This window comes from Pseudonocardia sp. ICBG1293 (assembly GCF_020131355.1).
Taxonomy (GTDB): domain Bacteria; phylum Actinomycetota; class Actinomycetes; order Mycobacteriales; family Pseudonocardiaceae; genus Pseudonocardia.
The window spans coordinates 233,674-247,109 of sequence record NZ_JAHLEL010000014.1; the positions used below are offsets into that span (position 1 = coordinate 233,674).

General features: G+C 75.1%; 14 protein-coding genes and 1 pseudogene. 11 read left to right on the forward strand and 4 right to left on the reverse strand.

Annotated features, from left to right (window positions below; genetic code table 11):
• Positions 1-71: 71 nt before the first annotated feature.
• Together KPF47_RS09385 and KPF47_RS09390 are read right to left on the reverse strand one after the other, a co-directional pair.
• Positions 72-1,106 (reverse strand): YafY family protein, encoded by a 1,035-nt coding sequence (locus KPF47_RS09385; protein WP_224388124.1) that lies wholly within the window; start codon positions 1,104-1,106, stop codon positions 72-74.
• Positions 1,103-2,095 carry a YafY family protein gene (locus tag KPF47_RS09390; RefSeq protein WP_224388125.1) on the reverse strand — a complete coding sequence of 331 codons (993 nt, stop codon included), beginning with the start codon at positions 2,093-2,095 and terminating at the stop codon, positions 1,103-1,105. The genes KPF47_RS09385 and KPF47_RS09390 overlap by 4 nt, the downstream gene beginning before the upstream one ends.
• Positions 2,096-2,269: 174 nt before the next feature.
• Here KPF47_RS09390 and KPF47_RS09395 point away from each other — a divergent pair, with 174 nt between their 5' ends.
• From KPF47_RS09395 to glsA, 5 genes are all read left to right on the forward strand, one after another.
• A complete protein-coding gene (locus KPF47_RS09395; RefSeq protein WP_073574845.1) occupies positions 2,270-2,509 on the forward strand; it encodes a hypothetical protein in 240 nt (79 codons plus the stop codon).
• Positions 2,510-2,573: 64 nt separating this feature from the next.
• Positions 2,574-3,278 carry a glutaminase gene (locus KPF47_RS09400; protein WP_255659357.1) on the forward strand — a complete coding sequence of 235 codons (705 nt, stop codon included), beginning with the start codon at positions 2,574-2,576 and terminating at the stop codon, positions 3,276-3,278.
• The gene (locus KPF47_RS38505; RefSeq protein ID WP_255659358.1) at positions 3,202-3,624 is read left to right on the forward strand and encodes a glutaminase; all 423 of its coding nucleotides are present in this window, start codon (positions 3,202-3,204) and stop codon (positions 3,622-3,624) included. Before KPF47_RS09400 ends, KPF47_RS38505 begins: the two co-directional genes overlap by 77 nt.
• A 73-nt stretch (positions 3,625-3,697) precedes the next feature.
• Positions 3,698-4,405 carry a DUF6226 family protein gene (locus KPF47_RS09405; protein WP_224388127.1) on the forward strand — a complete coding sequence of 236 codons (708 nt, stop codon included), beginning with the start codon at positions 3,698-3,700 and terminating at the stop codon, positions 4,403-4,405.
• A gap of 59 nt (positions 4,406-4,464) precedes the next feature.
• Entirely contained in the window at positions 4,465-5,421 is a 957-nt protein-coding gene (glsA, locus tag KPF47_RS09410; protein WP_224388129.1) for a glutaminase A, read from the forward strand.
• A gap of 44 nt (positions 5,422-5,465) precedes the next feature.
• Here the strand turns inward: glsA and pafA are convergent, their stop codons facing one another.
• Positions 5,466-6,827, reverse strand: coding sequence for a Pup--protein ligase (pafA, locus tag KPF47_RS09415; protein WP_224388131.1), 1,362 nt, complete (start codon positions 6,825-6,827; stop codon positions 5,466-5,468).
• Between the two features lie 96 nt (positions 6,828-6,923).
• Here pafA and KPF47_RS09420 point away from each other — a divergent pair, with 96 nt between their 5' ends.
• The 5 genes and pseudogenes from KPF47_RS09420 (at position 6,924) to KPF47_RS09440 (ending at position 11,872) form a co-directional block, all read left to right on the forward strand.
• Entirely contained in the window at positions 6,924-8,447 is a 1,524-nt protein-coding gene (locus KPF47_RS09420; RefSeq protein ID WP_224388133.1) for a phosphatase PAP2 family protein, read from the forward strand.
• Positions 8,444-9,955 (forward strand): amidohydrolase family protein, encoded by a 1,512-nt coding sequence (locus KPF47_RS09425; RefSeq protein WP_308015364.1) that lies wholly within the window; start codon positions 8,444-8,446, stop codon positions 9,953-9,955. Before KPF47_RS09420 ends, KPF47_RS09425 begins: the two co-directional genes overlap by 4 nt.
• A complete protein-coding gene (locus KPF47_RS09430) occupies positions 9,948-10,586 on the forward strand; it encodes a methyltransferase (protein WP_224388135.1) in 639 nt (212 codons plus the stop codon). The genes KPF47_RS09425 and KPF47_RS09430 overlap by 8 nt, the downstream gene beginning before the upstream one ends.
• A 187-nt stretch (positions 10,587-10,773) precedes the next feature.
• Positions 10,774-11,310 (forward strand): annotated as a pseudogene (locus tag KPF47_RS09435) (MFS transporter); the annotation flags it as partial.
• 73 nt (positions 11,311-11,383) lie between these two features.
• The gene (locus KPF47_RS09440) at positions 11,384-11,872 is read left to right on the forward strand and encodes a hypothetical protein (RefSeq protein ID WP_224388137.1); all 489 of its coding nucleotides are present in this window, start codon (positions 11,384-11,386) and stop codon (positions 11,870-11,872) included.
• A 3-nt stretch (positions 11,873-11,875) separates the two neighbouring features.
• Here the strand turns inward: KPF47_RS09440 and KPF47_RS09445 are convergent, their stop codons facing one another.
• Positions 11,876-12,778: an SDR family oxidoreductase gene (locus KPF47_RS09445; RefSeq protein WP_224388506.1), complete on the reverse strand. Its 903-nt coding sequence runs from the start codon at positions 12,776-12,778 to the stop codon at positions 11,876-11,878.
• A 104-nt stretch (positions 12,779-12,882) separates the two neighbouring features.
• On the opposite strand from KPF47_RS09445, the gene KPF47_RS09450 reads away from it, so the two are divergent.
• Positions 12,883-13,428, forward strand: coding sequence for a pyridoxamine 5'-phosphate oxidase family protein (locus tag KPF47_RS09450; protein WP_224388139.1), 546 nt, complete (start codon positions 12,883-12,885; stop codon positions 13,426-13,428).
• Positions 13,429-13,436 lie beyond the last annotated feature (8 nt).

Consider the following 13,436-nt stretch of genomic DNA (forward strand, 5'->3'; position numbering starts at 1 on the left):
GTCACCGCCCGTTCACCCGCTCGACGTGACCCGGTCGCATTCCCCCCCCCGGCCGGACCGGTGCCCGCTGCTCAGGGTGACGGGGCGTCGGCGATCCGCAGTGCCTCGCGGGCCCGCGCGCGCACGGCTGCCGCGAGTGCCGGCGGCTCGACGATCCGCGCCGCGCCGCCGAGCCCGAGCACGAGGCGGACCAGCCAGTCGTCGTCGGCGAAGCGGAGCAGCACCCGGAGCCGGTCGTCGCTGCTCGCCGGGGCGGGTGCCGGATCCGGCGCGCCGGGCGGCGGGTCACCCTCCACCGGTGCGCCGGCACCGGTGCGCACCTCGTCGACCGGGTAGTACTCGGCGACCCAGTGCGCCTCCGGGTCGAGCTCCAGCACCGCGTACCGGTGCTCGGCGCGCGGGCTGAACAGTCCGTGCGAGACGTCCACCGGCCGCGCCTCCGGGTGCGCGCGGGCCGGCTCGTCGAGCTCCTCGGCCTGCTCCACCCGGTCCAGCCGGAACATCCGCACGTCCTCGGCGCGGCGGCACCACGCCTCGAGGTAGCCGCGCCCGCCGCTGACCACCAGCCGCATCGGGTCGACGTCGCGGCGGGACACCGCGTCGCGGCCCGCGGTGAAGTAGACGATGCGCAGCGCGCGACCGCGGTCCAGTGCCCGGCGCACGACGGCGGTGGTGTCGCGCTCGCCGATCCCCGACTCGACGGTGACCAGCCCGCCCGGGCCCGCGGCCTCCCCCACCGCGGCCTCGACCTTGGCGATGGCCCGCCCGACCGCGTCGGAGTCGACCACCCCCGCGGTCTGGTGCAGCATCCGCAGCGCCACCAGCAGCGCGGTCGCCTCGGTGGTGGTCAGGCGCAGCGGCCGGGTCAGCCCGGCGTCGAAGACGACGTCGACGGTGTCCCCGGCGAAGGACAGGTCGACCAGGTCACCGGGGCCGTAGCCGGGCAGCCCGCACATCCACAGCAGCTCCAGGTCCTTGCGCAGCTGCCGCTTGTCGACGCCGAAGTCCGCGGCGGCCTCGGCGACCGGCACCCCCGGGTGGGCCCGCAGGTAGGGCACCAGCGAGAGCAGCCGGGGCAGGCGCTGCGCCACGCCCTGGCGGCTCACGTGCGGGCCCCCGGGGCGTCCGCACCGAGCGCGGCCTCCCAGAGCTCACGGACGGCGCCCGCCAGCTCCGGCGGGTCGAGGACGGCGACGTCCGGGCCGTGCCCGGCGAGCCACCGCGCGACGGTGCCCCGGTCGCGCAGGTCCAGCTCGATCTCCACGCCGGGCCGCCCGGCGTGCTCGCGCGGCCCGCGCTCGCGGCCGGTCCGGCGCAGCCCAGCCGCGCGGCCCGCCGCGACCCAGACCCGCGCGGTGCCCGAGACCGGCTGCGGGCCGGCCGAGGCGCGCACCAGCCCGCGCAGGTCGACGCCATCGGGCACGGTGACCGCACCCTCCGGCCCGACGGCGCGGACCGGGCCGTCGACGCGGGAGAGCCGGAAGCAGCGCACGTCGTCGCGGTCGCGGTCGTGGCCGACCAGGTACCAGCGGCCCCGGAACGACACCACCCCCCAGGGCCCGACGGTGCGCCGGACCCGCTCCCCGGTGGGGCCGCCGCGGCGGTGGTCGAAGGTGACGACCCGGCCGGTGCGCACCGCGCCCAGCAGCGGGGCGAGGGCCGGCTCGCCCGCGGCTGCGCCGGGCCGGATGGCCGCGGCCGGGGTCTCGGCGACCTCGACGCCGGCCGCGCGCAGCTTCACCAGCGCGCCGTGCGCGGCCCCGGCGAGCTCCGGGGAGTCCCACAGGTTTCCGGCCAGTGCCACCACCGTGGCCTCGTCCGGGTCGAGGTGGATCTCCCCGAGCTCGTAGTCGGCCCGCGCGATCCGGTAGCCCTCCACGGTGTCGAACACCGAGTTGTGCCCGGTCTCCAGGGGCACGCCCAGCTCGCGCAGCTCGGCCTTGTCCCGTTCGAACATCCGGAAGAACGCCTCGTCACCCGCGCCGTCGGCGTAGCCGGGGACGATGGACCGGATGCGGTCCGCGGACAGGTACTGGCGCGGCGACATCAGGCAGAGCACCAGGTTGACCAGTCGCTCGGCGCGGGCGGAGGACACGACGGGCATCGTAGCCAGGCCGGGGACGACGGATCGGGCGCCCCGGACGCGCGGGCACCGTCCACCGCGTCGCGGTGTCTCATCCTGCGACAGGGCCGTTGACGCACGGGCGCCCACGGCAAAGGCTCGGTCCCGGTGCGGCGCCGCGGCCGCACCCGCACGTGGAGGTGGCGCATGTCCGGTGAGCAGGAGACGTTCAACCCCTGGACCGTGGTGAACCTGGTGTTCCACCACCTGGCCGACCAGGGCCTGCACCCCGTCCTCGGGGAGACCGGGGACCCCGCGGCCGCGGCGACCGGGCTGCTGCGGTCGATGGGGATCGCCCCGGCGCCGGAGAAGGCGGGCCCGGCGGACCCGGAGGTGCAGGACGAGCTGGCCGAGCTGCGCCGCCGGATCATGCCCGGGATCGAGTGACCGGGCACGGGTGATCTAGTTTGCGCTCCGCACCGGACGGACCGGTCCGCGGGGAGGGGCGCCGATGGAGCAGCAGACCGAGCGCGCGATCGTGCAGCGGCAGCTCGAGGAGCTGCACCACGCGGTCGGCGGCCCCGGTGGGGTGCCCGACGGGCGGGTCGTCGCCTACTACCCGCCGTCGATGGCCGGGCGCGCGCAGCTGTTCGGGCTCGCCGCCACCGACATCGAGGGCACCCAGTGGCAGGTCGGCGACGCCGAGGTCCGGTTCCCGCTGCACTCGATCTCCAAGGTCTTCACCTACGGCCTGGCGCTGGAGGACAACGGCCGTGAGGAGGTCCTGCTGCGGGTCGGCGTCGAGCCGTCCGGGGACCCGTTCAACTCCATCAGCTTCGACGAGGTCAACCACCGCCCGTTCAACCCGATGATCAACGCGGGGGCGCTGGTCGCGGTGAACCTGGTGCACGGGTCGACCCGGGAGGAGAAGGTCGAGCGGCTGCTGACCCGGCTGCGGATCTACGCGGGCAACCCCGACCTGGCCGTCGACGAGGACGTCCTCGCCGAGCAGCTGGTGTCCAACGACCGCAACGTCGCGTTGTCGTACCTGATGCGCAGCCTGGGGATGCTGCACGGCAACATCGAGGACAAACCTGGCCGCCTGCTCGGTGACGGTCACCGCGACCGAGCTGTCGACGATGGCGGCTACCCTGGCGCGGGGCGGGGCGAACCCGTTCACCGGGGTGCCTGCGCTGCCGCGCACCTACACCCGTGACGTGCTCAGCGTGATGAGCATGTGCGGCATGTACGACGCGGCCGGGCAGTGGGCCTACGAGGTCGGGATCCCGGCGAAGTCGAGCGTGTCCGGGGCGATCCTCGCGGCGATCCCGGACGCGATCGGGGTCGGCGTCTACTCCCCCGGGCTGGACCGGCACAGCAGCTCGGTGCGCGGGGTCGCCGTGTGCCGGGAGCTGTCCGACCGGTTCGGGCTGCACGTGTTCGCCGACCCGTCGGAGTCGCGGCTGGGCCGGATCGTGCGTCCGGGCCGGCGGGAGGAGAGCACCGAGATGTACCCCTTCGGCGACGGCTGGCTGCCCGACGGGATCGGCGAGGCGCCCTGACCGGGGCCCGGACCGCCGCTCCGGCGGACGGAAACCGGGTGCCGCGGGTCCGGGGCACGGTCATGCTGCGGGGGTGTCGACCTACCGCCGTCCGGTCGTCGTGACCGGGCCGTTCCGCGACGCCGGCGGCGCCGTCATCCCCTACGGCGACCGGTGGGGCCCCGACGGACCGCCCGGGGACAGCTACTCGGTGGTGACCCACCCGGAGCGGTTCCGGTCGCTGCACGCCGTCGCCGACGCGCTGGTCGCGGACCTGGTGGCACGGTTCGACCTCGAGGTCTCCGAGGTCTCCGCGATCTCCGAGATATCCGCGATATCCGAGATATCCGCGATATCCGGGGCCTCGGGCCCCACCGGCGACACCGGCGACACCGCGGAGCTCCGGCCCGACACCGTCCTGCGGACGACGTCGCTGCGGCCGCGGGACCCGGCGGCCGCCGCGCTGAGCGTGCGGTGGACGGCGTGTCCCGGGCTCGTCGTCGCCGCCGGGTCGTGGTGGCGGTCGTCCCTGCCCGGGTGCGGCTGCGACGCCTGCGACGACGACGTCGAGCAGCTCGCGGACGGACTGGAGTGGACCGTGGGGGCGATCACCGCGGGGGCCTTCCGGGAGTGGCGGGGTCGCCGTGCCGACCGCGTGTGGCACGGGCACGCCCTCGGCCCGTACGCGGGCGGGTCGTCCTCCGGCGAGTCGTGGGCCGCGACGGAGGACGAGCAGGACATCGGCGCGGCAGGCCCGTCCGACCGTCGGTGGGCCCCCTGGCCCACACGACGCGACAGCTGAGCCGACGCCCGTCGCCGTCGGTACGGTGCGGCCGGACACCCCCGACGAAAGGGACACCGATGGTCGCGCAGGCCGAACGCGAGCTCGTCCAGCAGCAGTTCGAGGACCTCCGCAGTACCTGCACCGCGGGCAGCGGGATCCTGCTGCCCGGCGAGGAGGTCGTCAGCTACTACCCGCCGGAGATGGAGGCCCGCGCCGAGGAGTTCGGCCTGGCCGGCACGAACGTCGACGGCACCCAGTGGCAGGTCGGCGACTGCGACGTGCGGTTCCCGCTGCACTCGATCTCCAAGGTCTTCACCTACGGCATCGCCCTGGAGGACAACGGGCTGAGCGAGACACTGCGCCGGGTGGGGGTCGAGCCGTCCGGGGACCCGTTCAACTCGATCACCTTCGACCAGGCGGGCAACCGCCCGTTCAACCCGATGATCAACGCCGGGGCGCTGGTCGCGGCGAACCTGGTGCAGGGCGCCACGAAGGAGGAGCGGGCGGGGCGGCTGCTGGAGCGCAACCGGCTGTTCACCGGCAACCCGTCGCTGGAGATCGACCAGGACGTGCTGGACGAGCAGCTGGTCTCCAACGACCGCAACCTCGGACTCTGCTACCTGATGCGCAGCCTCGGGATGCTGCACGGCGACATCGACGACACCCTCTACGTCTACCTCGCCGCCTGCTCGATCACGGTCACCGCGCCGGAGCTGTCGACGATGGGCGCCACCCTGGCCAACGGCGGGGTCAACCCGCTGACCGGCCGGCGTGCGCTGCCCGGCGAGCACCTGCGCACCGTGGTCAGTGTGATGAGCATGTGCGGCATGTACGACGCCGCCGGGGAGTGGGCGCACGACGTCGGCATCCCCGCCAAGAGCGGGGTGTCCGGCGGGATCATGGGGGTGCTGCCGCGCTGGTTCGGGCTCGGCGTGTACTCCCCCGGCCTGGACCGGCACGGGAACTCGGTGCGCGGCGTCGCGGTCTGCCGGGAGCTGTCGTCCCGGTTCGGGCGGGTCGCGCAGCCGGACTGACCCGGTCCGGCGGGGCGGGCACCGGCCCACCCCCGCCGGACCGGTCACAGCGAGGCGATCAGCCGGTCCACCCGCTCGTCGACGGCGCGGAACGGGTCCTTGCACAGCACGGTGCGCTGGGCCTGGTCGTTCAGCTTGAGGTGCACCCAGTCGACCGTGAAGTCCCGGCCGGCGGCCTGCGCGGCGGCGATGAAGTCCCCGCGCAGCTTCGCCCGGGTCGACTGCGGCGGGGTGTCCTTGGCGGCCTCGATCTCGCCGTCGTCGGTGACCCGGTCCACCAGGGCCTTGCGCTGCAGCATGTCGAACAGGCCGCGGCCGCGACGCACGTCGTGGTAGGCCAGGTCGAGCTGGGCGACCCGGGCGCTGGACAGGTCCAGGTCGTGCTTGGCCCGGTAGCGCTCCACCAGCCGGTGCTTGATCGCCCAGTCGATCTCCCGGTCGATCTTCGACAGGTCCTGGGACTCGACGGCGTCGAGGGTGCGGCCCCAGAGCTCGACGACGCGCGTCATCGCCGGGTCCGGGTGCCCGGTCGCCGCCAGGTACTCGACGGCGCGGGCGTGGTACTCGCGCTGGATGTCCAGCGCCGAGGCCTCCCGGCCGCCCGCCATCCGGACCGGGCGGCGACCGGTGAGGTCGTGGCTGATCTCGCGGATCGCGCGGATCGGGTTGTCCAGGGTGAAGTCCCGGAACTGGACGCCTGCCTCGATCATCTCCAGCACCAGGGTGGCGGACCCGACCTTGAGCAGGGTCGTCACCTCGGACATGTTCGAGTCCCCGACGATCACGTGCAGCCGCCGGTAGCGCTCGGCGTCGGCGTGCGGCTCGTCGCGGGTGTTGATGATCGGCCGGGACCGGGTGGTCGCCGAGGAGACGCCCTCCCAGATGTGCTCGGCCCGCTGGGACAGGCAGTACACGGCGCCGCGCGGGGTCTGCAGGACCTTCCCGGCGCCGCAGATGAGCTGGCGGGTGACCAGGAACGGCAGGAGCACGTCGGCGATCCGGGAGAACTCGCCCTGCCGCGCGACGAGGTAGTTCTCGTGGCAGCCGTAGGAGTTGCCCGCCGAGTCGGTGTTGTTCTTGAACAGGTAGATGTCCCCGCCGATGCCCTCGTCGACCAGCCGGCGCTCGGCGTCGACGAGGAGGTCCTCGAGGATCCGTTCACCGGCCTTGTCGTGGGACACCAGCTGGGTCAGCGAGTCGCACTCCGCCGTGGCGTACTCGGGGTGCGACCCGACGTCGAGGTAGAGACGGGCACCGTTGCGGAGGAAGACGTTGGAGGACCGGCCCCACGACACCACCCGGCGGAAGAGGTAGCGCGCCACCTCGTCCGGGGACAGTCGGCGCTGCCCGTGGAAGGTGCACGTGACACCGAACTCCGTCTCGACCCCGAAGATCCGACGCTGCATGCCGTTCAGGGTAGGCGCCCGACCCCCTCTACTGTCACGACTGTGAGTGGATGGTTCGAACGCGTCGCACGCAGGTCCCGCCGTCTGGACCGCGGGGTGGACTCGGTGTCCCGGGCCGACCGGGCGGTGACCGACTACATCGCGAGCCGTCCACCGAGCCGGGTGGACACCTCGTTGCGCCGGCTCACCCGTACCGCCGACCACAGCGTGCTGTGGTTCACCGTCGCGGCGCTGCTGGCGGTGCGCCGCGGCGCCGGGCGCAAGGCGGCCCTGCGCGGGATCGCCTCGATCGCGCTGACCAGCTTCACCGCGAACGCGCTGCTCAAGCCGCTGTTGCCGCGGCGGCGCCCGGCCGCGGCGGAGCTGCCCGTCTACCGCACGGTGGCCGACCCGCCGTCGTCGTCGTCGTTCCCGTCGGGGCACGCCGCCTCGGCCGCGGCGTTCGCGACGGCGGTGGTGATGGAGAACCGCCGGGCCGCGCCGGTCGTGGTGCCGCTGGCGGCGCTGGTGGGCTGGTCGCGGGTGCACGTGGGCGTGCACTGGACCTCCGACGTGCTCGTCGGGGCGGCGATCGGCACCGGCGTGGCGAAGCTGACGAACCGCTGGTGGCCGGTGCGCCCCAGTGACGAGGCCCGCGCCCGCCCGATCGACACCGTGCCGGTGCTGCCGCAGGGCGAGGGCCTGGTCATCGTCTCCAACCCGTTCTCCGGGCCGCCCGACCAGGACGTGTCCGAGGAGGTCCGGGAGCGGCTGCCCGCCGCGCACCACCTCGTCGTCGGCGACGGGGTGAAGGTCGAGGACATGCTGACCGACGCCCTCGACCGGCTCGGCTCCTGGGTGCAGGCGGTCGGCGTCGCGGGCGGGGACGGCACCGTCGCCACCGCCGCCGCGGTTGCGGACCGGCACGGGCTGCCGCTGGTCGTGGTGCCCGGCGGGACGCTGAACCACTTCGCCCGCGACGTCGGGGTCTACGACACCCAGGAGGCCGTCGACGCCACCCAGGCCGGGGAGGCCGTCGCGGTCGACCTGGCGCTGGTCGAGGCGCACCCGGGCCGCCTGGACGACCCCGAGGACGTCTCGGTCACCCGCACCCGCTACTTCATCAACACCGCCTCGATCGGCTCCTACCCCGAGCTGGTGCGGCTGCGCGAGCAGTGGCAGCCGCGCTACGGCAAGTGGCCGGCGTTCGCCGCGGCGCTGATCACCGTGCTGCAGCGCTCGGAGAAGATCAGCGTGAAGATCGAGGACCGCTGGTACAAGGTGTGGTTCCTGTTCGTCGGGAACGGGCCGTACTTCCCGCGCGGCGCGGTCCCGGCGTGGCGTCCGACGCTGGACTCGGGCCTGCTCGACGTGCGCTGGCTGCGCGCCGACGTGCGGTTCTCCCGGCTGCGGGTCGTGATCGCGCTGATCCTGGGCGCCCTGGGGCACAGCCGGGTCTACCACCAGCGGGAGGTGCCCAGCCTGGACGTCGAGCTGCTGGAACCGAGCATGCTGGCCACCGACGGCGAGGTCGTCGAGGAGGCCGGGCGCTACACCTTCCGGGTCGCCGGGAAGCCGATCCCGGTCTACCGCCGCGACGAGGAGCGCTGGACCGGGCGGGACCGGCCGTTCCAGGGGTGAGCACGGTGCTGCTGCGCTCGGTCCGCCCGCTGCGGCCCGGCTGCGACGGGCTGGACGCCCCCGTCGACGTGCTGCTGGCCGAGGGCCGGGTGCGCGCCGTCGGTGCCGGGCTCGATCCGGGCGACGCCGAGGTCGTCGAGTGCGACGGGCGGGCGCTGCTGCCGGGGCTGTGGGACCACCACGTCCACATGGCGCAGTGGGCGCTGGCCCGCCGCAGGCTGGACGTGTCCGGTGCCCGCTCGGCCGCCGACGCCGCCGCGCTCGTCGCGCGGCGGCTCGCGGACGCCCCGCCGGCCGCCGGTGAGGTGCTCGTCGGGTTCGGGTTCCGCGACGCCCTGTGGCCCGACGAGGCGCACCGTGCCCTGCTCGACCCGGTCACCGGGGACACCCCGGTGGTCCTGGTCTCCGGGGACCTGCACCAGGGCTGGCTCAACGGCGCCGCACTGGCCCGCTTCGGCCACGACGGCCATCCGACCGGCCGGATCCGGGAGTCGGAGTTCTTCGCCGTCGTCTCCCCCGCGCTGCAGGACGCACCGACCGCGGCCCTCGACGGGTTCGTCGCCGACGCCGTCGCCGCGGCCTCGGCGCGCGGGGTGGTCGGCGTCGTGGACTTCGAGGCGCCCTGGTCGCTGCCGGACTGGCGGCGCCGGATCGCCGGCGGCACGACCGGGCTGCGGGTCGAGGCATCGGTGTGGCCCGACCGCCTCGACGACGCCCTGGCCACCGGGCTGCGCACCGGCGACGTCGTCGAGGGCACCGGCGGGCTGCTCACCGCGGGGCCGCTGAAGGTGATCACCGACGGGTCGCTGAACACCCGCACCGCCTACTGCTACGACCCCTACCCCGCGCCGCCGGAGAACCCCCTGGAGCACCCGTGCGGCCTGCTGCTGGTGCCGCCGGACGCGCTGCGCCCGCTGCTGGCCCGGGCGCACGCGGGCGGGCTCACCGCGGCCCTGCACGCCATCGGCGACCACGCCAACACCCTGGTCCTCGACGCGTTCGCCGGGACGGGGGCCCGCGGCCGGGTCGAGCACGCCCAGCTGCTCACCGGCGACGACGTGCCGCGCTTCGCCGGGCTCGGCCTGGTCGCGAGCGTGCAGCCCGAGCACGCCCTCGACGACCGCGACGTCGCCGACCGGCTCTGGGCGGGCCGCACCGGGCGGGCGTTCGCGTTCGCGTCGCTGCACCGCGCCGGGGCCCGGCTCGCGCTCGGCTCGGACGCCCCGGTCGCACCGCTGGACCCCTGGGTCGCGCTCGCCGCGGCCGTGCACCGCAGCGCCGACGGACGGGAGCGCTGGCACCCCGAGCAGGAGATCGACCGGGCGACCGCGCTCGGCGCGTCGTTCGGGGTGGTGGGGGGCTCGACCGCCGCGGTCGTCGAGGGCGCGGTCGCGGACCTGGTGCTGACCGACGCCGACCCGACCACCTGCGACCCGTCGACGCTGCGGGCCATGCCGGTCGCGGCCACGCTGGTCGGCGGCCGGTTCACCCACCGCGCCGGTGTCTGACCCGGGGGCGCACGTGCGGGTTCGGCTACCGGGCGGGCCGCTGGACCTGCTGCGTCCCGCCGACCCGGACGCCGTCGCGTTCGACCCGGTCGCCGTCGACGAGGGTGTGGAGGAGCTGCACCCGCCGCACTGGGCGCGGCTGTGGCCGTCCGGGCGGGCGCTCGCCGGGGCGCTGGCCGGGGCTGACCCGGGGCTGCTCGCCGGACGCGCGGTGCTGGAGCTGGGCTGCGGGCTGGGGCTGCCGTCGCTGGTGGCGGCCCGAGCGGGAGCGGACCCGGTGCTGGCGACCGACCGGTCCGCCGCGGCGGTGGGCTGGGTGGCGGCGTCGGCCCGGCGGGCCGGCCTGCGAGTCGGGACCGCGGTGGCGGCCTTCTCCCCCGCCGAGGACGCCCTCACCGGCCGGACGTGGGACCTCGTGCTGGCCGCCGACGTGCTCTACGGCGCGGCCGCGGCGACGGCGCTCACCGGGCTCCTGCCGCGGGTGACCGCCCCCGGCGGGCAGGTGTGGCTGGCCGACCCGGGCCGCCCGGAGGCGTCGCGCTGGCTCGACGCCGTCCGTGACACCTGGACGGTCACCACCCGGGCGTTGCCCGACGGCGTCGCCCTGCACGTGCTGCGCCGCCGACCCTGACCGGACGGCCGGGGCCGCGCCCGGCTGCGGATGCCACGCCGGGGGCCGGCTGGGATCATGCTCGATGCATCGCGCAACGTTCACCGGAAGGGGTCCGACCATCTCCCGCCTGCCTCGCTCCGCGGCCTTCGCCGGCCTGGCCGTCACGTTCGCCGTGGTGATGCTCGGGGCGACGATGCCGACCCCGATGTACGCGCTCTACCAGCGCGAGCTCGGGTTCTCCCCCACCGTCCAGACCGTGATCTTCGCGCTCTACGCGGTCGGTGTGCTGGCCGCGCTGCTGGTCACCGGCCGGTGGTCGGACCAGCTGGGGCGGCGACCGGTGCTGCTGGCCGGTGTGGCGCTGTCGCTGGCGTCGAGCCTGGTGTTCCTGGTCGCGGGTCCGGTCTGGGTGCTGCTGGTGGGGCGGCTGCTGTCCGGGTTCTCCGCCGGGATCTTCGCGGGGGCCGCGACCGCCGCGGTCATCGAGGCCGCACCGGAGTCCTGGCGCGAACGCGGGGCCGCGGTCGCGACCGTCGCGAACATCGGCGGGCTCGGGCTGGGCGCGGCGCTCGCCGGAGTGGCGGTGGAGTACCTGCCCGCGCCGCTGCACCTGTCCTTCGCGGTGCACGCGGTCGCCGTCGCGCTGTGCGGGCTGCTCGTGCTGGGCGCCCCGGAGACGGTGACCGACCGGCCCCCGCACCCGGCCCTGCGGCCGCAGGTCCCCGAGGTGCCGCCCGCGGTGCGCGCCGTGTTCGTGCCGGCGGCGACGGCCGGGTTCGCCGGGTTCGCGGTGCTGGGCCTGTTCACCGCGGATCGTGTCGGACCTGATCGGGATCCCGAACCATGCCGTCGCCGGGGCGATGTCGCTGCTGCTGCTGGGCGCCTCGGTGCTCGCGCAGCTCGCGGTCCGCACCGCGCCCACCGAGCGGATCCTCGCCCTGGGCTGTGTGCTGCTGGCGGCCGGTCTCGCACTCGTCGCACTGTCGGTGGCACAGGGGTCGATGGCCGAGCTGGTGGTCGGCGCGGTCGTCGCCGGGGCCGGTCAGGGCATGACGTTCTCCAAGGGCCTGGCCGCGGTGAACGCGCGGGTGGAGGCCCACCAGCGGGCGGGGACGACGTCGTCGTACTTCGTGGTGGTCTACGTGGCGATCTCGCTGCCGGTCGTCGGGCTGGGGGCGTCGAGCCAGGCGTGGGGGCTGCGGACCGCGGGGATCGCGTTCTGCGTCGCGGCCGCGGTGCTCGCGCTGCTGGCCCTGGCGGCGCTGCTGGTCATCCAGCGGCGCGACGCGCGCACATCCGTGTGAGCCTCACCGATAGCCGGTCGTGTCGGCCGGCAGTCCCGCGTCCTGGACCTCGGCGACGTAGCGCCAGGCGTCGGGCCGGGACCCGTCGACGTCGTCGACCCCGTAGACCCGCCCGAGCTCGCCCGATGAGGTGGAGCGGCCGTTCCAGCGGTGCCGGTCGGGGTCGGCGGCCAGCGCGGCGATCCCGCGACCGACGAACCGCGGGCTCTCCGAGATCGCGAAGTGCGGCTCGGCCACGCACGCGTCGCGCCAGGTGTCGGCGGTGACCCCGAAGTGCTCCAGCATGATCTCCGAGCGCAGCCAGCCCGGGGTGACCGCGACCGCGGTCCCGCCGTGCCCGCGCAGCTCGTGCGCCCAGGACCGGGCCAGCCGGATGGGCGCGATCTTGGCCAGGTCGTAGAAGACGTTGAGCCGGTAGTGCTCGGCGTTGTAGGCGTCGGTGCCGTCGGTGACCTCGACGACGAGGCCGCCGGGCGTGCGGGAGAGCAGCCCCAGGGCGTGGTGGGCGGTGACGAGGTGGGTCTCGACCGCCAGGCGCAGCGTACGCAGCCCGTTGTCCAGGTCGTGCTCCCAGACCGGGACGTCCCACTCGACCATCATCTCGCCGCCCCAGATGTCGTTGACCAGCACGTCGAGCCGGCCGTGGTCGCGCTCGACCCGCGCGACCAGTGCCGCGACGGCGTCGGGGTCGAGGTGGTCGGTGGGCACGGCGATGCCGGTGCCGCCCGCGGCGGTGACGAGGTCGGCGGTGTCCTCGATGGTCTCCGGCCGGTCGTACTCCGACCGGGCCGCGCGGGTACTGCGGCCGGTGCAGTACACGACCGCGCCGGCCGCGCCCAGCTCGACCGCGATCCCCCGCCCGGCGCCGCGCGTCGCGCCCGCCACCAACGCCACCCTGTCCCTCAGATCCGTCACACCGGGCAGCGTGGCAGGGACCGCATTCTTTGTAAACGAGCATTCGGTTATGTTCGTCGCGCCGATCGGAGCCGACGAGGGGACCACCCGACACCATGTTCGAGACGACCACCGAGATCGAGGACCTCCGGCGACTGCTGGACGCCTCCGTCTCCGGAGCCGGGGACCACCTGCGCAGCATCGTCACCCCCGGGGAGCGGACGCTGTCCGCCGAGCAGCTCGTCCGGGTCGCCACCGGCATCTGCACCCTGGCGCTGGCCACCACCACGGCGCGCGGCGAGCCCCGGGTCAGTGGGGTGGACGGGCACTTCCTGCACGGCGCGTGGGTCGTCGGCACCGATCCCGGCGCCGTGAAGGCGCGTCATCTCGCGGCCCGCCCCGCGGTGAGCGCCGCCCACCTGCGCGGCGACGACCTGGGGATCTTCACGCACGGGACCGCGCACCCGCTCAACCCGGCGGGCGCACCGGCGCACCCCCGGTGGCCCGCGACCCTCGACCACCTGAAGGACTGCTACGGACCGGAGGGCTTCGTCTGGGACGAGGTGATCTTCTACCGGATCGAGCCGGCCTGGATGGTCGCCTACAGCCCCGACCCGGCCGGCATCGCCGGGTCCGCGGCGCCCGTGGCGTCGCCCGCCTGAGAGGGTGA

Coding starts and splice junctions, on each gene's coding strand:
- pafA (WP_224388131.1), bottom strand. CDS start 6,827: ATGCAGCGTCGGATCTTCGGGGTCGAGACGGAGTTCGGTGTCACGTGC.
- KPF47_RS09395 (WP_073574845.1), top strand. CDS start 2,270: ATGTCCGGTGAGCAGGAGACGTTCAACCCCTGGACCGTGGTGAACCTG.
- KPF47_RS09400 (WP_255659357.1), top strand. CDS start 2,574: ATGGAGCAGCAGACCGAGCGCGCGATCGTGCAGCGGCAGCTCGAGGAG.
- glsA (WP_224388129.1), top strand. CDS start 4,465: ATGGTCGCGCAGGCCGAACGCGAGCTCGTCCAGCAGCAGTTCGAGGAC.
- KPF47_RS38505 (WP_255659358.1), top strand. CDS start 3,202: ATGGCGGCTACCCTGGCGCGGGGCGGGGCGAACCCGTTCACCGGGGTG.
- KPF47_RS09450 (WP_224388139.1), top strand. CDS start 12,883: ATGTTCGAGACGACCACCGAGATCGAGGACCTCCGGCGACTGCTGGAC.